Origin of the sequence: Pseudonocardia sp. ICBG1293 (genome assembly GCF_020131355.1) — a bacterium.
Taxonomy (GTDB): domain Bacteria; phylum Actinomycetota; class Actinomycetes; order Mycobacteriales; family Pseudonocardiaceae; genus Pseudonocardia.
In genome coordinates, this window is sequence record NZ_JAHLEL010000051.1 from 492,766 (window position 1) to 513,894 (window position 21,129).

Here is a 21,129-nt window from a genome sequence, read left to right on the forward strand (position 1 = left end):
CACCGGCCCGTCCGCGGGCCGCGGCACCGGGCCGCAGATGCGGTCCGGCATCAGCGCGATGTCGCTGTCCGACTCCGTGTACGACCGCCTGCTCCAGCAGCGCATCATCGTGCTCGGTCAGCAGGTGGACGCGGAGATCTCGAACCGCATCGCGGCGCAGATGCTGCTGCTCGCGGCCGAGGACCCGGACAAGGACATCGAGCTCTACATCAACTCGCCCGGTGGCTCGGTCACCGACGGCATGGCCATCTTCGACACGATGAACCTGATCCCGTGCGACGTGGCGACCACGGCGATGGGCATGGCCGCGTCGATGGGTCAGTTCCTGCTGTCGGCGGGCACCCCGGGCAAGCGCTCGGCGCTGCCGCACGCGCGGATCATGATGCACCAGCCCTCCGCCGGCGTCGGCGGCACGGAGGCCGACATCACCATCCAGGCCGAGCAGTTCCGCCGCACCAAGCGGGAGATGGCGGAGCTGATCGCCCAGCACACCGGCCAGTCGGTGGAGACCATCGAGCGGGACTCCGACCGTGACCGCTGGTTCTCCGCGCCGGAGGCCAAGGACTACGGCTTCGTCGACCACGTCGTGACGCACGCCGGCCGGATCGGCGAGCAGAACGGGAGCGACCAGTGAGCACCTTCGACCCGCGCCACCCGGAGTCGATGACCGACCTGCGCGGCCCCGGCGGCTGGGCGCCGGACCCGGCGCGTTCGCGCTACGTGCTCCCGTCGTACGTGGAGCGCACCAGCTACGGGGTCAAGGAGTCGAACCCCTACAACAAGCTCTTCGAGGAGCGCATCATCTTCCTCGGTGAGCAGATCAACGACACCTCGGCGAACGACACCATGGCGCAGCTGCTGGTGCTCGAGTCGCTCGACCCGGACCGCGAGATCTCGCTGTACATCAACTCCCCGGGCGGGTCGTTCACGTCGCTGATGGCGATCTACGACACGATGCAGTTCATCCGCCCCGACATCCAGACCGTCTGCCTCGGGCAGGCGGCGTCGGCCGCGGCCGTGCTGCTGTGCGCGGGGACCCCGGGTCGCCGCATGGCCGTGGAGAACGCCCGCATCCTGATCCACCAGCCGGCCACCCAGGGCGTGTACGGCCAGGTGTCGGACCTGGAGATCCAGGCGGCCGAGATCTCCCGCATCCGCAAGCGGATGGAGGAGGTCATCGCGCGGCACTCGAACCGTTCGGCGGAGCAGGTGCGCGAGGACATCGACCGGGACAAGATCCTGACGGCCGAGGAGGCCAAGGACTACGGCCTGGTCGACGAGATCGTGCAGAGCCGCAAGCTGTCCGGTACCGCCGGCGGCAAGTGACACCCGGGTCACCGGCGGCCGGCTCCGGCCGCCGGTGACCGCCCGGCGACCCGCCGGGGAACCGGACACCGCTTCCGGTCCCCGTCCGGGCCGCGGGCAGGTACCGTCAACCCGGCACGGGGCGACGGGCGCGACGCGAGAACGCCGGACCAGGACTGGGGATCGACACCTATGGCACGCATCGGCGACGGCGGGGACCTGCTCAAGTGCTCGTTCTGCGGGAAGAGCCAGAAGCAGGTCAAGAAGCTCATCGCCGGCCCCGGCGTCTACATCTGCGACGAGTGCATCGATCTCTGCAACGAGATCATCGAGGAGGAGCTGGCCGAGGCCGGTGAGGTCAAGCTCGACGAGCTGCCCAAGCCCACCGAGATCCACGAGTTCCTCGACCAGTACGTCGTCGGTCAGGCCACCACCAAGCGCACGCTGTCGGTGGCGGTCTACAACCACTACAAGCGCATCCAGGCCGGTGAGCGCAGCCGTGCCGCGGGCGGGGACGCCTCCGACGGCATCGAGATCGCCAAGTCGAACATCCTGATGCTCGGCCCCACCGGGTGCGGCAAGACCTACCTGGCGCAGACGCTGGCCAAGATGCTCAACGTCCCGTTCGCCATCGCCGACGCGACCGCCCTCACCGAGGCCGGCTACGTGGGCGAGGACGTCGAGAACATCCTGCTCAAGCTCATCCAGGCCGCCGACTACGACGTGAAGCGCGCCGAGACCGGCATCATCTACATCGACGAGGTCGACAAGATCGCGCGGAAGTCGGAGAACCCGTCGATCACCCGCGACGTGTCGGGCGAGGGCGTGCAGCAGGCGCTGCTGAAGATCCTCGAGGGCACCACCGCGAGCGTCCCGCCGCAGGGCGGGCGCAAGCACCCGCACCAGGAGTTCATCCAGATCGACACGACGAACGTCCTGTTCATCGTGGCCGGCGCCTTCGCCGGGCTGGAGCGGATCATCGGCGAGCGGGTCGGCCAGTCCGGTATCGGCTTCGGCGCCGACATCCGCTCGAAGAAGGACCTGGACTCCGCGGAGCGCTTCGCCGAGACCCTGCCCGAGGACCTGATCAAGTTCGGCCTGATCCCCGAGTTCATCGGCCGGCTGCCGATCGTGGCCTCGGTGACCTCGCTCGACAAGGACGCCCTGGTCAAGATCCTGACCGAGCCGCGCAACGCCCTGGTGAAGCAGTACCGCAAGCTGTTCGAGATGGACGGCGTGGAGCTGGACTTCGCCGAGGACGCCCTCGACGCGGTCGCCGACCAGGCGATCCTGCGGGGCACCGGTGCCCGTGGCCTGCGGGCGATCATGGAGGAGGTGCTCCTCCCGGTCATGTACGACATCCCCAGCCGCGACGACGTGGCGAAGGTCGTGGTGACGGCGCAGACGGTCAAGGACAACGTCAACCCGACGATCGTCCCGCGTCAGCCGCAGCGCCGGGAGCGGCGCGACCGCTCGGCCTGAGCCGCCGCGAGAACCGTCCGCCGCCGGTCCACCCCGCACGGGGGGACCGGCGTTGTCGTTTCGAGATCCGCTCGGGTTGCTACGCCCTTCCGCACTACTTAGAGGTCGCGCGGATTGGTTGGTGATCATGGACGTCGTGCAGGTCGGGCGTTCCAGCGGTGTGTGGTCCAGGCCTGCCGAATCAAGCTACGGAGTGTGACGATCGTGTCGGCGAGGTCGAAGAACGCGTCGACGACGATTTCTCGTCGTTCGTAGCAGCGCTGCAGCCGGTTGAAGCTGTTGTGCCAAGCGTTGGTCCGCTCGACGTGCCAGCGGCGGGTGGCCTGGATCGGCGCTTTCTCACCCTTGTGCGCGATCTCGCCGTGCAGGCCTCGTTCGGCCAGCGTGTCGCGGGTCTTGCCGGAGTCATAGCCGGCGTCGAGGTGCACGGTGATGTCGTCGGGCAGCGGGCCGAGAGCATCGAGGCGGTCGAGGGTGGGGCCCAGTAGCGGGGAGTCGTGCCGGTTGGCTCCGGCCAGGACTCGGCCCAGCGGGATGCCGTATCCCTCGACGAGCACCGAACGTTTCATACCCTGTTTGCGCCGGTCCACCGGCGACGGACCGGCGACCTCGCCGCCGCCGGGGGCCTTGGTGATGGCGCCATCGACGGCGATGTCGTGCAGCAGCAGACCGACGATGCGGTCGTAGGCGTCCAGGACGATCCGACGCAGCTGGGCGAAGACCCCGAGCCTGATCCACTCGTCACGACGATCGCGGATGGTGGTCGCCGAGCAGGTGCTGTCAGCGATGCCCTCATACGAGCAGCCGAACCGCAGTACCTGCAGGAGCTTGTCGAACACGATCCGATCCGCGATCCGGCGGCGATGGCAGCCCAGCGGATGGGTGGGATCGAACTCGTCTCGATGAGGCAGCAGCGCGGTGAACTGGTCCCACAACGGCTCGGTCAGCCATGATGGCAGGGTGGGCACGCGGCCTCCAGACGATCACGAAGCGTAGATAACTTCATGATCGGCAGGCCCGTACCCGCCCTCGCCCCCAGACACTCGACCGCGGCCAAGCTGTGACCAATCCGCGCGACCTCTTAGCGTTGCTCCGTCAACATACGACGGAGGGGCGACATGTCCGGATTTCTCACGCGGGAGCGTATCGTCGCTCCACCCGGATGGAGCCGTTGGCTCGTCCCACCGGCCGCGCTGTCCATCCATCTGGCGATCGGCCAGGTGTACGCCTGGAGCGTCTTCAAGACCCCGCTGGCGACCGCACTCGACCTGTCGGGTGTCGCGACGGCGCTGCCGTTCACACTGGGCATCATCATGCTGGGCCTGTCCTCGGCGCTGTTCGGCACGAAGGTCGACAGCAACGGCCCGCGCTGGGCGATGGTCGTCGCGTCGAGCTGCTTCGTCGCCGGGTTCCTCATCTCCGGCCTCGGCCTCTACGCCGAGCAGTACTGGCTGGTCGTGCTGGGCTACGGCTTCGTCGGCGGCATCGGGCTGGGCATCGGCTACATCTCGCCGGTCTCGACGCTGATCAAGTGGTTCCCGGACCGTCCGGGTCTGTCCACCGGTCTGGCGATCATGGGCTTCGGTGGCGGCGCGCTCATCGCGACCCCGCTGACGAACTCGCTGCTGTCGGCGTTCGGCGGCTCCGGCGAGGACGCCACCTCGGCGGGCATCGGATCCACGTTCCTGACGATGGGTCTGATCTACCTGGTCTTCATGTCGGTCGGCTGGATCCTCATCCGGGTGCCTGCCGAGGGCTGGACGCCGCCGGGCTGGGACCCGTCGACGGCCAAGAAGAGCGGGATGATCTCGACCGGCAACGTCTCGGCGAACAACGCGATCCGCACGCCGCAGTTCTGGCTGCTGTGGGTCGTGCTGTGCTTCAACGTCACCGCGGGCATCGGCATCCTGGAGCGGGCCTCGCCGATCTTCCAGGACTTCTTCGCCGAGAACGGTGCGACAGCCACCCTCGCCGCCGCGGCGGGCGGGTTCGTCGCGATCCTGTCGCTGGCGAACTCGGCCGGGCGCATCGCCTGGTCGTCGCTGTCGGACGTGCTGGGCCGCAAGAACATGTATCGCATCTACCTCGGCGTCGGTGCGCTGCTGTACCTGCTGATCACGCTGATCCCGAACCAGTCGCGGGCGCTGTTCATCGTCGCCGCGGTGCTGATCCTGTCCTTCTACGGCGCCGGGTTCGCCACCGTGCCCGCGTACCTGCGGGACCTGTTCGGCACCTACCAGGTCGGTGCGATCCACGGCCGTCTGCTGACGGCGTGGTCCACCGCGGGTGTCCTCGGCCCGCTGATCGTCAACGCGATCGCGGACGCGCGGATCGACGCCGGCGTCGAGGGACCCGCCCGGTACACGACGGCGTTCATCATCATGATCGTGCTGCTGGTCATCGCGTTCGTGTGCAACGAGCTGATCAAGCCGGTCGACGGGAAGTTCCACGAGCCCACCGCGGCGGCGGCCGCCCAGGGCTCCACACAGCAGAAGGAGACCGCGTGAGCAGCGTTGCCGAGACCGGTGGGTCCTCGACCTGGGGGCCGGTGCAGTGGATCGGTGCCGTCCTGGCGTGGCTCTGGGTCGGTGTCCCGTTCGCCTACGGCCTGTACGAGCTGGTGCTGAAGATCCCGGCACTGTTCGGCTGAGTCTTCGCCCGCCGTTCACCCGGACGGTCCGGTTCGTCCTCACCCGTCCGGGTTAGAACGGCGGGCGTGGCTGTATCCCGACGCTCCCTGTTCCGCACTGCGGCCGCCGGCGGTCTCGCCGGCGCCGCGGCACTGGCCCTGCCCGGCACCGCACTCGCCGCGCCCGCACTCGTCCGCTCGGGGCGGCCCGTCCTGACCCACGGGGTGCAGGCCGGGGACGTCCGGCCCGGGTCGGGTCTGGTGTGGACACGCGCCGACCGGCCGTCGCGGATGGTCGTGGAGGTCGCGGACTCGCCGGACTTCCGGCGCCCGCTCCGCATCCCCGGTCCGGTCCTCACCCCGGCCACCGACCTCACCGGGAGGCTGCGGGTCCCGGCGGCGCGGGGGCGGGTGCACTACCGCGTCGTCGCGGAGCCGCTCGACGGCGGCCCGGCGAGCGCCCCGCTGACCGGCTCCTTCCGGGCAGTCCCGGGGCGCGGGGAGCCCGTGCGCATCCAGTGGTCCGGCGACGTCGTCGGCCAGGGCTGGGGCATCGACCGTGCCACCGGCGGGATGCGCATCTTCTCCGCGATGGCCGACCGCGACCCCGACCTGTTCCTGCACTCCGGCGACACCGTCTACGCCGACGGCCCGCTCACCGAGAGCGTCACGCTCCCCGACGGCCGGGTGTGGCGCAACGAGATGACCCCGGAGAAGGCGAAGGTCGCCGAGACCCTGACCGAGTTCCGCGGCCAGTTCGCCTACAACCTGCGCGACGACAACCTGCGGCGGTTCGCGGCCTCGGTCGGACAGGTCGTGCAGTGGGACGACCACGAGGTCACGAACAACTGGTACCCGGGGGAGGTCCTCACCGGCGAGGTGGGCGAGCGCTACACCGAGAAGCGGGTGGACGTGCTCGCGGCCCGCGGTTTCCGCGCGTTCCACGAGTGGCAGCCGGTCGACCCGGGCACCGCCGTCGACGGTCGGGTGTACCGCCGGGTGCCGTTCGGCCCGCACGTCGAGGTGTTCGTGCTGGACATGCGCAGCTACCGGAGTGCGAACTCCGCCAACACCGGCCGCGGGGAGCGGATCCTGGGCGAGCGCCAGGCCCGCTGGCTCGTCGACGCGCTGGCGTCGTCCCGGGCGACCTGGAAGATCGTCGCCTCGGACATGCCGATCGGGGTGCTGGTACCCGACGGTGACACCGCCTGGGAGGCCGTCGCCAACGGGGTGCCCGGTCCGCCGAGCGGGCGGGAGTCCGAGATCGCCGGGGTGCTCGCCGGGATCCGCAGACGACGGGTCCGCAACGTCGTCTGGGTGACCGCCGACGTGCACTACACCGCCGCGCACCACTACGCCCCCGAGCGCGCCGCGTTCACCGACTTCGACCCGTTCTGGGAGTTCGTGTCCGGCCCGCTGCACGCCGGGTCCTTCGGTCCGAACCCGCTCGACCCCACCTTCGGACCGCGCGCGGAGTTCGTCCGCGGCCCGTCGAGGCAGGGCGCGAGCCCGCTGGAGGGTTTCCAGCACTTCGGCGAGCTCGACGTCGCCCCCGACGGGACGACGTTGGAGGTCCACCTGCGCGACCAGGCCGGGACGTCCCTCTGGACGACCACGCTCCGCCGGACCTGACGCTCCCCGCCGCGGGCGACGGCCGCGTCCACACTCCCGGTGGGGCGCCCACACCCGGTGCAACGGGTGTGGACGCCGGCCAGGGGGTGTGGCCGTGGGACTGCGACGGGCGGCGGTGGGGTCACGCCGGAGGGGCGGCGTCCGGGTCCGTGGGGCGCCGCTCCGCGACGGTGGGTGCGGGGACGGTGGTCGTCGCGGCCAGGACGGCCGGGGCCGTCGGGACCGCGACCGGGGTGGCCGGTGCCCCGGCCGCGCGGGCACCGCTGTCCGAGGTGGTGTCGGACGTGGTGTCCGGATCCGTGGCGGGCGCGGCGGTGTAGGCGGCGGACAGACGACGGTACGGGCGGCTCGCGAGGGCGCCGAGGGTCAGCACCACACCCAGGGCGCCGCAGACCACGAAGACCAGGGCGATCGCGCGGGCGGTGCCGGTGCCGAACCAGGACCCGATCGCCGCCGCACCGGCACCGCCGTCGCTCATGAACGGCAACCACCACCAGCTCGGTGAACGGCGCCAGCAGGAACGCGGTCAGCGGCGACGCTGCCTGCTCCACGCTCTGCGCGAACCCGAAGACCCTGCCCTGTCGCTCGTAGGGCACGACCCGCTGCAGCACGGTCTGCTCCGCGGCCTCGGCGAACGGCATCAGCAGCATGAACACCGCCATGCCCAGGGTGAGCAGCAGGATCGAGGCCTGCAGCGGGAACAGCATCGTCGAGGCCCAGAGGACGGCGTTGACCAGCAACAGGGTCCGGACGGGGCGGCTCCCCAGCCCGATCCGGGCCACCAGCAGCCCTCCGACGATCACCCCGGCGGACAGCACGCCCCACAGCAGGCCCCACGCCGCGACCGACATCATCGACAGGCCGTAGGGGTCCATCAACGCCATGAACGCCCCGCCGAGCAGGTTGTTCACGCAGGAGAACACGATCAGCGCCGGCAGCCCGGGCACCGACGCGACGAGCCGGACGGTGCCGCGCAGGTCGAGACCGCCCCGGTCGCCCGTCGCGGGACCGGTGGGTGTGTCGGCCGGGCCGGTCGGGGCGGGGAGCTCCGGGACACGGGCGGGGAGCTCCGGGATGCGGACCCGGGACAGGTGCACCAGCGACACGACCAGCACGGCGAGGGCGGCGACGAGCACCGTGCGCATCCCGTCGACGGCGACGAGCAGCCCGGACGCCACCGACGTCACCAGGAAGCTCACCCCGGTCGCGGTGCCGACCAGCCCGTTCGCCCGGTCCCGCACGGCGGCCGGGACGAGCAGGGTGACCAGCGTCGGCAGCGCGATCGTGCGCAGGTTCCCGGCGATGACCCCGAGCATCAGGGCGACCACCAGCGTCCACAGCAGCGGGCTCGTCGGGTCGCGGAACCCCTCGGCCGGCGCGAGCAGCAGCAGGACCAGGCACAGGGCGTAGACCAGCGCGGACACCGCGGCCGAGACCTGCATGACCGCCCGCTTGCCGAACCGGTCGACGACCCCGCCGAACGGGATCCCGGTCAGCGCCGTCGCCACCAGGAAGATCCCGGCGATGATCCCGGTCGCCGCGACCGACCCCGTCTCCAGGAACACCCAGAAGGTCACGGCGAACCACACCGTGAAGTTGACGACCGACACCACCAGGGTGCTCACCAGCAGGTGCGCGAAGACCCGTTGCGTGCCGTGCCGCAGATCCAGCCGAGCCATGGTCCACCGTCCTCTCCCGGGGACGGACCGGCGCCGGCGGCCGAACTCATCGCCCGCCGCGGACGGTGGACGGTGAACCGGGCTTCAGGTCAACCGGTCAGGCCGTCATGTCGAGGTGCGCGACCACCTTCGTCGGGCGGATCCGGACGACGAGCTCGCCGGGGACACCGTTGCGCCGCCCGAACTCCTCGGCCCGGTCGGCACCCATGTACCGGCCGCCGAGCGCGGTCGCGGTGCGCAGCAGCTCGTCGGGGTCGGTGCTGGTCTCGGCGACGCCCTGCACCTGCACGAAGGCGTACGGCGGCTCGGGCAGGTCGGCGGTGAGGACGACGCGCGGGTCGCGCAGGATCGCCCGTCCCTTCGCGGTGTCCGCCCCGGTGTCGAAGACGATCGTGTCGTCCTCGACGAGGAACCAGATCGGCGCGACGAGCGGGCGCCCGTCCTTCGCCGTCCAGCCGAGCATTCCGGTGCGGGTGCCGTGGTTGAGGAACTCGACGACCTCGGGTGTGAGAACGGGCATGCCGACGAGCCTAGGCCGGGGACCGGACGACCACCCGGAGCGCACCGTGTCGGCCCCGGCCCGGGCCGGCGGTGACCACGCCCGGGACACCGGCGGCCGGCGCCGCCGTGGGCTGCCCGACCGCCCCGATGCCCGACCGCCCCGCGGTGCCGCGCCGCCCGCCGCGGGGGAGGGTGGCGGCATGGACGAGCTCACTCCCGGGACCCTCCTCGGCCGCCAGGTCGACGGCGTCACGTGCGGACCGTCGGTGCTGGTGGTGACCGCGGTGCTGGCCGGCTCGGGGTGGCCCGGTGCGGTGGCGGGCCGGTTCGCCGCCGCCCAGCGCACCGCGCACCGGCAGGCCAACCGGCTCTGGCCCCGCGCCCTGGGGACGACGCCGTGGGGGACGCGGGCATGGCTGCGCCGGCACGCGCCCGCCGCGGGGCCGTTCCGGGTGCGCCCGGCGACCCGCGACGCGCTCGCCGCGGTGCCCGCCGCCCCGGGCCCGGTCCCGCTGCTGGTGGGGTCCCGGTGGCTGCCACGGCACTGGGTGCTGGTCCTGGGCGCCGACGAGGACGGCCGGTGGCGCGTCTACGAGCCCGGCTCCGGTCGGGTCCGGGTCCTCGACCTGGTCCTGCTGCGGCGGGGCGATCCGGCGGCCGTCGCAGGGGTGCTGGGATGGCCGCGGCCGTGGGCCCTGCTGCTGCCCGCGGGCCGGGCGTAAACGAGCGGTGATCCGGACGTAACGGACGCGGGCGAGGGTGGGGGCATGGCTCCCCCCGATCCCCGTCCGCTGCTCGCCGCGCTCGGCCGGCGCGACTTCCTCCGCGCGGCCGCCGCCGTCACCGCCGCCGGAGGTCTGGCCGGCTGCGGCGCGTCGGCCGCTCCCGTGACCGCCGCGACGACGCTGCCGGACGGGCCGCTGCAGCCCGGCACGGGCGACATCCCCGGCGACCACTACCTGGGATCCGACCCGGCCGACGTGCGCTGGGGCTACGTCCCGGCGATCGGGGCCGCCCCGGTGCTCACCATGCGGTCCGGGCAGACGGTCACCATCGACACGGTCTCCCACGAGGGCATCCTGGAGGACCAGGGCCGGGACCCGGTCGCGTGGTTCGGGCGCCACGGGGTCGCGGCCGACGGCGTGCTCTCCGACGCCGTCGCGGTCGCCAGGGACTACCGCCGCACCCCGCGCGACTTCGACGCCGACGGTCCGCACGTCATCACCGGCCCGGTGTTCGTCGAGGGCGCGCGCCCCGGCGACGTGCTGAAGGTGGAGACCCTGTCCGCGGTGCCCCGGGTGCCCTACGGCGTCGTCTCCAGCAGGCACGGGAAGGGGGCGCTCGGGCGCACCGCGTCCGGCGCGCCGCCCGCGGGGATCACCCTCGACGAGGTGATGCCGCCCCCGGCCGCCGACGGGCGCGCCACCGGCGACCCCGAGCGCTACGGCAACGTCTCGGTCTTCACCGCCGTCCGCGACGGCGCGGACGGCCCGGAGGCCTACCTGGCGTTCGGCGAGGGCCAGGAGGTGTCGTTCGGGCTGCGCCCGTTCATGGGCACCATGGGGGTGGCCCACGCCGCGGCCGACGCGGAGAACGCCCCGGAGCTGAACTCGATCCCGCCGACCCTGGGCGGTGGCAACATCGACATCCGGCTGCTCGGCCCGGACTCGGCGTTCTACCTGCCGGTCCGCGCGGAGGGGGCACTGTTCCACGTCGGGGACCCGCACCTGGCGATGGGCGACGGGGAGGTCGCGCTGACCGCACTGGAGGGCTCGCTGCGCGCCACGTTCCGGCTCACCGTGTGCCGGCCGGGGGAGGGGACGGCTCCCTCGGTGGCCTTCGGCTACCCGTTCGGCGAGACCCCGGACGCCTGGGTGCCGATCGGGCTCTCCGACCCGGACGGGAGCATCGGCGGCCAGGGGACCGACCTCGACGTCGCGATGCGCCGCGCCGTGGTCAACGCGCTCGACTTCCTGCAGGACGACCGGGGGATGGACCGGGCGACCGCCTACGCCTACCTCTCCGCGGCCGCCGACTTCGCGGTCTCGCAGGTGGTGGACCGGACCGTCGGCGTGCACGGGGTCATCCCGAAGGCGCACTTCCGGTCCTGAGCGCGACGGTCCGGGGGCCGGGAATCGTGTCGGTGTCGACTCGTAGACTTGACATGTGACCGAGACCCTGTCAGCGCGTACGGCCGACCTGCCCGCCAAGTGGACCCCGGGCGAGGTAGAGGGCGACATGTACCGCCGCTGGGTCGACGCCGGGTACTTCCGGGCCGACCCGTCGTCGGGCAAGGACCCGTTCTGCATCGTCATCCCGCCGCCGAACGTCACCGGCAGCCTGCACCTGGGCCACGCGATGGACCACACGCTCATCGACGTGCTGACCCGCCGTGCCCGCATGCAGGGCCGGGACGCGCTGTGGCTGCCCGGCATGGACCACGCCGGGATCGCGACCCAGTCGGTCGTCGAGCGGCGGATGGCGGCCGCGGGCGAGCCGGACCGGCACGCGATCGGCCGTGCGGCCTTCGTGGAGAAGGTCTGGCAGTGGAAGGCCGAGTCCGGCGGCTCGATCCTCGGGCAGATGGAGCGCCTGGGCGACGGCGTCGACTGGTCGCGCGAGCGCTTCACCCTCGACGAGGGCCTGTCCCGCGCGGTCGCCACCGTCTTCAAGAAGATGTTCGACGACGGGCTGATCTACCGGGCCGAGCGCCTGGTCAACTGGTCCCCGGCGCTGCGCTCGGCGATCTCCGACATCGAGGTCGACCACGTCGAGACCGAGGGCGAGCTGGTCTCCATGCGCTACGGCGACGGGGACGCCTCGCTCGTCGTCGCCACCACCCGGGTCGAGACGATGCTGGGCGACACCGCGATCGCGGTCCACCCGGACGACACGCGCTACGCGCACCTGGTCGGCACCGAGGTCGAGATGCCGATCACCGGCCGGCGGATCCCGGTCGTCGCCGACGACTACGTCGACCCCGAGTTCGGCTCCGGCGCCGTCAAGATCACCCCGGCGCACGACCCGAACGACTTCGAGCTGGGCCGCCGGCACGACCTGCCGATGCCGACGATCATGGACGAGGCCGGCACCATCGCCGGGACCGGCACCCGCTTCGACGGCATGGACCGGTTCGAGGCGCGCGTCGCGATCCGCGAGGAGCTGCGCGCCCAGGGCCGGATCGTCGCCGAGAAGCGGCCCTACCTGCACTCGGTCGGGCACGACTCGCGCACCGGGGTCCCGATCGAGCCGCGGCTGAGCCTGCAGTGGTTCGTGAAGGTCGAGCCGCTCGCCCGGTCCGCGGGCGACGCGGTCCGCTCCGGCGAGACCGTCCTGCACCCGAAGGAGCAGGCCAAGCGGTACTTCGACTGGGTCGACAACATGCACGACTGGACGATCAGCCGGCAGCTGTGGTGGGGCCACCGCATCCCGGTCTGGTACGGCCCGGCCGGTGAGGTCGTCTGCGTCGGACCGGACGAGCAGCCGCCCTCGGGCGAGGGCTGGCGCCAGGACCCGGACGTCCTCGACACCTGGTTCTCCTCCGGGCTCTGGCCGTTCTCCACGCTGGGCTGGCCGGACGAGACACCGGACCTGGAGCGCTACTACCCGAACTCGGTCCTGGTCACCGGCTACGACATCCTGTTCTTCTGGGTCGTCCGGATGATGATGTTCGGTACCTACGTGATGGGGAAGGCGCCCTTCCGGGACGTCTACCTGCACGGGCTCATCCGCGACGAGCACGGCAAGAAGATGTCGAAGTCCAAGGGCAACGTCATCGACCCGCTCGCGCTGATCGACTCCTACGGCGCGGACGCCCTGCGGTTCACCATCGCCCGCGGCTCCAACCCGGGCACCGACATGTCGCTGTCGGAGGAGTGGGTCGCCGGGTCGCGCAACTTCACCACGAAGCTGTGGAACATCACCCGGTTCGCGCTGGCCAAGGGCGCCGACGCGGGACTGCCGCTGCCCGCCGAGGCCGACCGCACCGACACCGACCGCTGGATCCTGGGCCGGCTGGCCGAGGTCCGCGAGCAGACCGACGAGCTCCTCGACGGCTACCAGTTCGCCAAGGCGACCGAGGGTCTCTACCACTTCGCGTGGGACGAGCTGGCCGACTGGTACGTCGAGCTGTGCAAGACCCAGCTCGACGACCCGGCCACCGAGCCGGGCACCCGGGCGGTCCTCGGGCACGTCCTCGACGCGCTGCTGCGCATGCTGCACCCGATCGCGCCGTTCGTCACCGAGGCGCTGTGGACGGCGCTGACCGGCGGCGAGACCGTCGTGACCGCGGCCTGGCCGACGGCCGGGGGCACCGGCGCGCCGGTCGACGCGGCCGCCGCGGCCCGGGTCGCCGACGCGCAGAAGGTCATCACCGAGGTCCGCCGGTTCCGCACCGAGCAGGGGCTGCCCGACCGCAAGGCCGTCGCCGCCCGCCTCACCGGCCTCGACACCGCCGGGCTCGCCGCGCACGAGCGGTCGCTGCGCTTCCTCAACCGGCTCGACCCGGCCGGTGACGACTTCGCCGCCTCCGCGAGCCTCGAGATCACGACGTCCGGCGGGCCGGTCACCGTGGAGCTGGACACCTCGGGCGCGATCGACGTCGCCGCCGAGCGCGCCCGGCTCGGTCGGGACCTGGCCGCCGCGGAGAAGGAGCGCGACGCGGCTGACAGGAAGCTGACCAACCCCAAGTTCACCGAGAAGGCCCCGGCCGAGGTCGTCGACGGGATCCGTGCCCGGCACGCGACCGCCGTCGCCGACATCGACCGCATCACCGCGCGGCTCGCCGCGCTCCCGGAGGCCTGATCCCGCCGTGGCGAGGAAGAACGACGAGTACGGCCACGACCTCGGGAACGACTTCACCGAGGAGGACTCGCCGACCTACGGCGGGGACCGGTGGGCCGAGGGCGGCTTCGGCCGCGACGGCGAGGACGACGACCGGGACCCGGGCGACGGGGCGGACCCGGCCGGCGACGCGGACGACAGGCACGACACCGGGGACGACGACACCGGCGACGGCGATCCGGACGACGGGGCCCACGGCGGGGACGGCGTTCCCGACGGCGAGGACCGGTCGGACGCCGCCGCGCGCGCCGGCGACGACGCCCCGGCGGCGGACGCGCAGGAGGCGGTGATCGCGGCCGTCCTGGACGAGATCCGCGGCAGCGGCGACCCCGACGTCGTCCCGGCGCAGTCCACCGTCGCCGGGTACGCCGAGTTCCTCGCCGTCGACGCGGCGCTGGACCGGCGCTGGCCGGAGTCGGTGATGGAGCCGTCCCTGGAGCGCATGCAGGAGCTGTGCGACGCGCTCGGCGACCCGCAGCGCGGGTACCCGGTCGTGCACCTCACCGGCACCAACGGCAAGACCTCCACCTCCCGCATGGTCGACGCGCTGCTCACCGAGGTGGGCCTGCGGACCGGGCGCTACACCAGCCCGCACCTGCAGCGCGCCACCGAACGGATCAACCTGGACAACCACCCGGTCACCCCCGAGCGCTACGTGGCCGCGTACCGCGAGGTCGAGCCGCTGGTCGAGCTGGTCGACGCACGACGCGGTGACGCGCCCGCGCTGAGCAAGTTCGAGGTGCTCACCGCGATGGCCTTCGCGGCGTTCTCCGACGCCCCGGTCGAGGCCGCGGTGATCGAGGTCGGGCTCGGCGGGCGCTGGGACGCCACCAACGTCGCCGACGGCGACGTCGCGGTGGTCCTCCCGGTCGGGCTCGACCACGCCGAGTACCTCGGCGACGACATCACCGACATCGCCCGCGAGAAGGCCGGGATCATCAAGGAGGGCTCGGTCGCCGTCCTCGCCGCCCAGGACAGGAAGGTCGCGGAGATCCTCCTGGAGCGCTGCGCCGAGGTCGGCGCGCAGGTCGCCCGGGAGGGCGCCGAGTTCGGCGTGGTGGAGCGCGAGCTCGCCGTCGGTGGCCAGCGCCTGGAGCTGCAGGGGCTGTCCGGCCGCTACGACGACGTCTTCCTGCCGCTGCACGGCGAGCACCAGGCGTCGAACGCCGCCGTCGCGCTCGCGGCGGCCGAGGCACTGGTCGGCGCCGGGACCGCGCAGCCGCTGGACCCGGACGCGGTCCGCGCCGCGTTCGCCTCGGTCCGCTCGCCGGGCCGGCTCGAACCGGTCGAGGGCGGCCCGGACCGCCCGACCGTGCTGCTCGACGCCGCACACAACCCGGCCGGGGCACAGGCACTGGCCACCGCGCTGGGCGCGGAGTTCCGCTTCACCCGGCTCGTCGGCGTGATCGGGGTACTGCAGGGCAAGGACGCCCGCGGCATCCTGGAGGGGCTGCAGCCCGCGCTGCACGAGGTCGTCGTCACCACCAACTCCTCGCCCCGCGCGATGGACCCCGACGAGCTGGGCGCGCTCGCCGCGGAGGTCTTCGGGTCCGAGCGGGTCAGCGTCGAGCCGTCCCTGGCCGAGGCCCTCGAGCAGGCCCGCGAGATCGCCGAGGAGGCGGGCGGGTCCGGTGTCGGCGTGGTCGTCACCGGCTCGGTCGTGACGGTCGGCGAGGCGCGTGCGCTGTTCGGGAAGGAACCGGAATGAGCCAGGTCCCCGGCGTCCCCGAGGGTGTGCGGCCCCCGCCCACCGACCCGATGAGGGGCGCCCGCGGCGTGTTCGCGGCGACGCTGATCCTGGAGGCGATCGTCGTGCTCCTGGCGCTGCTGGTGCTGCCGCGGTTCGGCACCGGCTCCACCGCGTTGGGCTTCGGCGTGGTCGCCGGCATCGCGGTCGTGATGATCCTGGCGTCCGGGGTGCAGCGGCGGCCCTGGGGGATCGGCGCGGCGCTGGGGCTGCAGGTGGCGCTGCTCGTCGCGGCGCTGGTGTTCCTGCCGTCGCTGGTGGTGATCGCGGCGGTGTTCATCGTCGTCTGGGCGGTGCTGGTGTGGATGCGGCGCGAGGTCGCCCGGCGGATGGCGGCGGGGACGCTGCCGTCCCAGCAGCAGGACTGAGCGCCCGCGCGGTGTCGTCTCCGGTCCCCTCGGAGTCCGGGATCGCCCGGGTGGGCGCGGCGCCGGAGGGCGTCGCGCGCGACCTCCCCGGCGACCGTCGCCGTGCCGACGGGGTCCACCGGCGGCCGTCGGACGGACGGGTGACGGTGGGTGCCGGGACCGCATCGGGTCGTCGCTACCCTGTCGCACGTGACTGAACGCACTCTCGTCCTGGTCAAGCCCGACGGCGTCGCGCGCAAGCTCGTCGGGGAGGTCGTCTCGCGCATCGAGCGCAAGGGCCTCGACCTGGTCGCCCTCGACCTGCGCACGGTGGACCGCGAGCTGGCCGCCCAGCACTACGCCGAGCACGACGACAAGCCCTTCTTCGAGGAGCTGCTCACCTTCATCACCTCGGGCCCGGTCCTGGCCGCGGTCGTCGAGGGTCCCCGCGCCATCGCCGCCTGGCGGCAGATCGCCGGCGGCACCGACCCGGTCGAGAAGGCCACCCCGGGCAGCATCCGGGGCGACCTCGCCCTGGAGACCGGTTCCAACCTGGTGCACGGCTCGGACTCCCCGGAGTCGGCCGACCGGGAGATCAAGCTCTGGTTCCCGAACCTGTGACCCCGGACGTCCCGGCCGTCCGCCGGGTCGTCGACCCCCACCCCGGCGCCGCCGCCGCGCTCGGCGACCTCTGGATCGCCGTCACCGAGGCCGGCGGCGCCGTGGACTTCGTGCCCGGTGCCGACCCGGACCAGATCCGGGCGCTGGCGGTCGAGACCGTCGGTGCGGTGCGGTCCGGCGCGGCCCGGATGCTCGTGCTGGGAGCGGACACCGCCCCGCTGGGCACGATCTTCCTGGTGCCGAACACCGGCATCGCCGCGCACCGCGCCGATGTGGCGCGTCTCATGGTCCGCCCGGACCTGCAGGGGCGCGGCCTCGGGACGCTGCTGCTGGACGCGGCCGTCGCGCACGCCCGGGAGACGGGCCTGGCGATGCTGACCCTCGGCGCCCGCGGCGGCACGCCGCTGCCCGCGTTCTACGCCGCGCGCGGCTTCGTCGAGTACGGCCGGCTGCCCGACGGGGTACGGCTGTCCGCGGAGGACTCGCGCGAGGTCCACCTGTTCTTCCTGCGGCTCGGCTGACCGCGGCCCGCGGGAAGATCGATTCCCCCCGTCGGCCGGATGGCAGACGACGTCCGCGCGGTCCACCATGTGGGCCATGACCGTGCTCACCCCGCGCCCGACGACCGCGGACCTGGTCCGTGGGGTCGTCGTGGCGGTCCTGGCGATCCTGCAGGTGCTCGTCTCGGCGACCGGGGGGTCGGGGGTCGGCGCCGTGGCGCGGGACAACGACACCCCGCTGCTGGCGGCGGGCTGGGCGTTCGCGATCTGGGGCCCGATCTACCTGGGAGTGCTGGTCTACGCCGGGTACGCGCTGCTGCCCGGCCAGCGGGGCCGGGAGGTGCACCGCCGGATCGGCTGGTGGGTCGCGGCGACGGCGGTGCTCAACCCGGTGTGGATCGTCGCGTTCACGAACCGGATGGTCGTCACCGCCGAGGTCGTGCTGGTCCTGCTGGTCGTCGCGCTCGGCGTCGTCTACGGCCGGCTGTCGCGCACGACCGCCGACGGCTGGGCCGAACGGCTGACCACGCGGCTGCCGCTGGGCCTCTACCTGGGCTGGTCCTGCGCCGCGCTGGTGCTCGGGCTGATGGCCGCCGGGGTCGCGGTCGGCCTCCCGAGCGAGGGAGTGCTCCCGCAGGTCGGGGCGATCCTGCTGCTCGTCGTGCTCACCGCCGTCGCGCTGTCGGTGGTCGGGTCGACGGCCGGGTTCGCGGGCTTCGCCGCCGCGCTGTGCTGGGCGCTGCTCGGCATCGTCGCGAACGACCGCCCGATCGCGGTCACCCTCGTGGCACTGGTCGCCGCGGGGACGGTCGCGGTGCAGGCGGTGCGCCGGATCACGCGGTCCGTGCAGCCGGCACGGCTCGCACTCGGCTGAGCCGAAACTCCCGCCGGGACCTGGGGGAGCGCTTGCTACCGTCGCACCCGGCAGGAGCAGCGGTACCAGGGAGGCCCGGCATGATCACCGGAAGCATCGTCGCGATCGTGACCCCGATGCACGACAGCGGCGAGGTCGACCACAGGTCGCTCGGCGAGCTCGTCGAGCGACAGATCGACGCCGGCACGGCGGCGATCGTCTCGGTCGGCACGACCGGTGAGTCCTCGACGCTGTCGGTGCTCGAGCACACCGAGGTCATGCGTCGCACCATCGAGGTCGCGAACGGCCGGGTCCCGGTCATCGCCGGCACCGGTGCCAACTCCACCGACGAGGCGATCCACCTGACCCGCGCGGCGCGGGCGGCGGGCGCCGACGGTGCGCTGCTGGTCACGCCGTACTACAACAAGCCTCCGCAGGAGGGCCTCTACCAGCACTTCAAGCGGGTCGCCGAGACCGTCGACATCCCGCAGTACCTCTACAACGTCCCCGGCCGCACGGCCTGCGACATGCTGCCGTCGACGGTGGCGCGGCTGGCGGAGATCCCGAACATCGTCGGCCTCAAGGAGGCCAAGGGCGACCTCGACCGGGTCCGGGAGCTGGTCGCGCTGGGGCTGGAGGACTTCGCGCTGTACTCCGGCGACGACGGCACCGCCCGGGCGTCGATGCTCGCCGGGTTCCACGGCGACATCTCGGTCACCGCGAACGTCGCCCCGGAGACCATGGCCCGCATGTGCAAGGCCGCCGTCGCCGGCGACGCCGAGACCGCCTCCGCACTCGACGCCGACCTCGCGGGTCTGCACGCGGCGCTGTTCTCCGAGCCGAATCCGATCCCGGCGAAGTGGGCGCTGGCCGAGCTGGGGCTCATGCCCGGCGGGATCCGTCTGCCCCTGGTGCCGTTGGACGAGTGGCACCACGAGGACGTCCGTGCCGCTCTGCGGGCCGCGGGCCTGCTGTCCTGAGCTCCGCGCCCCCCGGGGCGTTGCGCGGGACCCGGCCGGTCCCGCCGGTCGTCAGGAGGACTCGGACCCGTCCCGGCCACCGGCCGGGGCCACGGTCGGTCCCGCGCTCGTGGTCTTCACGTTGCGCACGATGTCGCGGCCGAAGGTGACGTCGACCCGCTCGGCCACGGCCAGCTCCAGGACGGCGATCATGACCTCGCCGGAGATGCGGCGCATCCGCTCGATCGTCTCGTAGACGCGCGGCCACTGGTCGTCGGGACGGCCCTCGGCGTCGAAGGGCTGCCAGATCTCGCCGAGGAACAGGTCGATGTAGAGCTTGGCGACGGCGTCGGCGTGCTTGCGCAGCTGCTCCACGACGTCGAGCGAGCGGGTGATCGGGATGCCGAGGCCGGTCAGCTCGGCGGCGGCGTTCATCAGCCGCGGGCTGATCTCCTCGTAGGTGTCGTCGCCGAGCTCGCGCAGCAGGCCCATCTTGACGCCCCGCTTGGCGATGCCGACGTCGGTGTTCTCGTAGCGCTCGGCGAGCTCCGCGAGGTGCACGATCTGCCGGTCCTCGGGCGCGAACAGCGCGCGGACGGTCCGGATGAACTGCACGACCTGCTCGGTGGAGCCGCCGGTGGTGTCGAGCAGCTTCTTGATCGTATCGAGCTTGACGCCTTCGTCCTGCAGGTCCTGGATCAGCTCCAGACGCGCCGCGTGACCGGGACCGTAGTAGCCGGTACGGGCCCTGACCTGCGGCGGGGGCAGCAGCCCGCGGGACTGGTAGGCGCGGATGTTGCGGACCGTGACGCCGCTGGACCGCGCCAGCTCGTCGATGGTGCGCCAGTCCGCCGGCTCCGGGTCCTCGACCATGACACGGACGATAACAGGCCGACATGTGACACAGAATCTGAGTCGCCCCGCTTGCTATGTGACATCGAACCGTGCACAGTCCATGTCATGTTCCGATCCGCTCCTGGCACGACCTCGCGGCGCCGGGGCCTGCTGGCCGCCGCGAGCGCCCTCACGACGCCGCTGCTGCCCGAGGACTTCCTGAGGCTGGTCGACCCGCTCTGGTCGACGACGTCGCTGCGCGGCCGGGTCGTCGCCCGTCGTCGGGAGACCGGCCGCGCCGTCTCCGTGACCATCGAGCCCGGGCACGCCTGGGCCGGTCACCGCGCGGGTCAGTACCTCGGCGTCGGTGTCGAGGTGGACGGTGTCCGGCTCACCCGCAGCTACTCGCTCACCTCCCCGGAGGACGCCGAGCACCTCACGGTGACCGTGCAGGAGGTCGACGGTGGCGCGGTGTCGCCCACCCTGGTCCGCGACCTGCCGATCGGCACGATCGTCGAGCTGGAGCAGGCCGCCGGCGGGTTCACCCTGCCCGACCCGCTCCCGGAGAAGCTGCTGTTCGTCACCGCGGGCAGCGGGATCACCCCGGTGATGAGCATGCTGCGCACCCTCGACCGCGCCGCGACGATGCCCGACGTGGTGCTGGTGCACGGGGCCCGCACGCCGGAGGACACGATCTTCCGGGCCGAGCTGGCCGGTCTGGCCGCGCGGCACCCGTCGCTGCGGGTCGTGCTGCGCCACAGCGCCGTCTCCGGGCGGCTCGACCCCGCCACGCTCGACGACACCGTCGCCGACCGGGCGGACCGCGCCGTGTACGCCTGCGGCCCCGACGGCCTGCTCGACGCGCTGGAGGAGGCCTGGGAGGGCGTGGTGGCCGAGCGCTTCACCCCGCCGGCCCGCGCCACCGAGGGGACCGGGGGCACCGTCGACCTCGGCGGTGACGACGTCGTCGTCGCGTCCGGCCAGAGCCTCCTCGAGGCCGGGGAGGCGGCCGGGAAGCTCATGCCCAGCGGCTGCCGGATGGGCATCTGCTTCGGCTGCGTGCTGCCGCTGCGCGAGGGCCGGGTGCGCGACCTGCGCACCGGCGAGGCGCACGGCGAGCCCGGCGACCTCGTCCAGACCTGCATCAACTCCGCGTGCGGGCCCGCCCGCATCGACCTTCCCTGATCGTTCCGCTCCG

General features: G+C 72.7%; 19 protein-coding genes and 1 pseudogene. 16 read left to right on the forward strand and 4 right to left on the reverse strand.

The genetic code is table 11. The annotated features are described in order from the left end of the window. The first annotated feature begins 37 nt into the window (after positions 1–37). The 3 genes from KPF47_RS28345 (at position 38) to clpX (ending at position 2,787) form a co-directional block, all read left to right on the forward strand. Positions 38–634 (forward strand): ATP-dependent Clp protease proteolytic subunit, encoded by a 597-nt coding sequence (locus KPF47_RS28345; RefSeq protein WP_224391962.1) that lies wholly within the window; start codon positions 38–40, stop codon positions 632–634. A 29-nt stretch (positions 635–663) separates the two neighbouring features. Then, the gene (locus KPF47_RS28350; protein ID WP_224391963.1) at positions 664–1,326 is read left to right on the forward strand and encodes an ATP-dependent Clp protease proteolytic subunit; all 663 of its coding nucleotides are present in this window, start codon (positions 664–666) and stop codon (positions 1,324–1,326) included. A gap of 171 nt (positions 1,327–1,497) precedes the next feature. Continuing rightward, positions 1,498–2,787, forward strand: a complete 1,290-nt coding sequence (clpX, locus tag KPF47_RS28355) for an ATP-dependent Clp protease ATP-binding subunit ClpX (RefSeq protein ID WP_224391868.1) — start codon at positions 1,498–1,500, stop codon at positions 2,785–2,787. Positions 2,788–2,912: 125 nt separating this feature from the next. On the opposite strand, the gene KPF47_RS28360 is transcribed toward clpX, so the two are convergent. Continuing rightward, positions 2,913–3,755 carry an IS5 family transposase gene (locus tag KPF47_RS28360; RefSeq protein ID WP_224386276.1) on the reverse strand — a complete coding sequence of 281 codons (843 nt, stop codon included), beginning with the start codon at positions 3,753–3,755 and terminating at the stop codon, positions 2,913–2,915. Positions 3,756–3,905: 150 nt separating this feature from the next. Here KPF47_RS28360 and KPF47_RS28365 point away from each other — a divergent pair, with 150 nt between their 5' ends. The 3 genes from KPF47_RS28365 (at position 3,906) to KPF47_RS28375 (ending at position 7,048) form a co-directional block, all read left to right on the forward strand. After that, a complete protein-coding gene (locus KPF47_RS28365) occupies positions 3,906–5,294 on the forward strand; it encodes an OFA family MFS transporter (protein ID WP_224391869.1) in 1,389 nt (462 codons plus the stop codon). Continuing rightward, entirely contained in the window at positions 5,291–5,437 is a 147-nt protein-coding gene (locus KPF47_RS28370; protein ID WP_162557699.1) for a hypothetical protein, read from the forward strand. Before KPF47_RS28365 ends, KPF47_RS28370 begins: the two co-directional genes overlap by 4 nt. A 66-nt stretch (positions 5,438–5,503) precedes the next feature. Continuing rightward, positions 5,504–7,048 carry an alkaline phosphatase gene (locus KPF47_RS28375; RefSeq protein ID WP_224391870.1) on the forward strand — a complete coding sequence of 515 codons (1,545 nt, stop codon included), beginning with the start codon at positions 5,504–5,506 and terminating at the stop codon, positions 7,046–7,048. Positions 7,049–7,587: 539 nt separating this feature from the next. Here KPF47_RS28375 and KPF47_RS28380 read toward each other — a convergent pair. Together KPF47_RS28380 and KPF47_RS28385 are read right to left on the reverse strand one after the other, a co-directional pair. Further along, positions 7,588–8,727: pseudogene (locus KPF47_RS28380) on the reverse strand (MFS transporter); the annotation flags it as partial. Between the two features lie 97 nt (positions 8,728–8,824). Continuing rightward, positions 8,825–9,247 carry a PPOX class F420-dependent oxidoreductase gene (locus KPF47_RS28385; RefSeq protein ID WP_224391871.1) on the reverse strand — a complete coding sequence of 141 codons (423 nt, stop codon included), beginning with the start codon at positions 9,245–9,247 and terminating at the stop codon, positions 8,825–8,827. Here KPF47_RS28385 and KPF47_RS28390 point away from each other — a divergent pair. From KPF47_RS28390 to dapA, 9 genes are all read left to right on the forward strand, one after another. Next, entirely contained in the window at positions 9,246–9,950 is a 705-nt protein-coding gene (locus KPF47_RS28390; RefSeq protein WP_224391872.1) for a hypothetical protein, read from the forward strand. The two genes, KPF47_RS28385 and KPF47_RS28390, sit on opposite strands and share 2 nt — an antisense overlap. Positions 9,951–9,995: 45 nt before the next feature. Continuing rightward, entirely contained in the window at positions 9,996–11,339 is a 1,344-nt protein-coding gene (locus tag KPF47_RS28395) for an acetamidase/formamidase family protein (protein WP_224391873.1), read from the forward strand. 55 nt (positions 11,340–11,394) lie between these two features. Continuing rightward, positions 11,395–14,031 carry a valine--tRNA ligase gene (locus KPF47_RS28400; RefSeq protein WP_224391874.1) on the forward strand — a complete coding sequence of 879 codons (2,637 nt, stop codon included), beginning with the start codon at positions 11,395–11,397 and terminating at the stop codon, positions 14,029–14,031. 349 nt (positions 14,032–14,380) lie between these two features. After that, positions 14,381–15,778, forward strand: coding sequence for a folylpolyglutamate synthase/dihydrofolate synthase family protein (locus KPF47_RS28405; RefSeq protein WP_224391964.1), 1,398 nt, complete (start codon positions 14,381–14,383; stop codon positions 15,776–15,778). Then, positions 15,775–16,185, forward strand: coding sequence for a DUF4233 domain-containing protein (locus KPF47_RS28410; RefSeq protein ID WP_224391875.1), 411 nt, complete (start codon positions 15,775–15,777; stop codon positions 16,183–16,185). The genes KPF47_RS28405 and KPF47_RS28410 overlap by 4 nt, the downstream gene beginning before the upstream one ends. Before the next feature lie 189 nt (positions 16,186–16,374). Next, complete coding sequence (gene ndk / locus KPF47_RS28415) at positions 16,375–16,785, forward strand: nucleoside-diphosphate kinase (protein ID WP_224391876.1); 411 nt, start codon at positions 16,375–16,377, stop codon at positions 16,783–16,785. Continuing rightward, entirely contained in the window at positions 16,782–17,306 is a 525-nt protein-coding gene (locus KPF47_RS28420; protein ID WP_224391877.1) for a GNAT family N-acetyltransferase, read from the forward strand. The genes ndk and KPF47_RS28420 overlap by 4 nt, the downstream gene beginning before the upstream one ends. Positions 17,307–17,382: 76 nt before the next feature. Next, entirely contained in the window at positions 17,383–18,159 is a 777-nt protein-coding gene (locus KPF47_RS28425; RefSeq protein ID WP_224391878.1) for a hypothetical protein, read from the forward strand. Between the two features lie 80 nt (positions 18,160–18,239). Then, entirely contained in the window at positions 18,240–19,118 is an 879-nt protein-coding gene (dapA, locus tag KPF47_RS28430; RefSeq protein ID WP_224391879.1) for a 4-hydroxy-tetrahydrodipicolinate synthase, read from the forward strand. A gap of 51 nt (positions 19,119–19,169) precedes the next feature. Here the strand turns inward: dapA and KPF47_RS28435 are convergent, their stop codons facing one another. After that, positions 19,170–19,970: a MerR family transcriptional regulator gene (locus KPF47_RS28435; RefSeq protein ID WP_224391880.1), complete on the reverse strand. Its 801-nt coding sequence runs from the start codon at positions 19,968–19,970 to the stop codon at positions 19,170–19,172. Between the two features lie 87 nt (positions 19,971–20,057). Here KPF47_RS28435 and KPF47_RS28440 point away from each other — a divergent pair, with 87 nt between their 5' ends. Next, positions 20,058–21,116, forward strand: coding sequence for a ferredoxin reductase (locus KPF47_RS28440; RefSeq protein ID WP_224391881.1), 1,059 nt, complete (start codon positions 20,058–20,060; stop codon positions 21,114–21,116). Positions 21,117–21,129 lie beyond the last annotated feature (13 nt).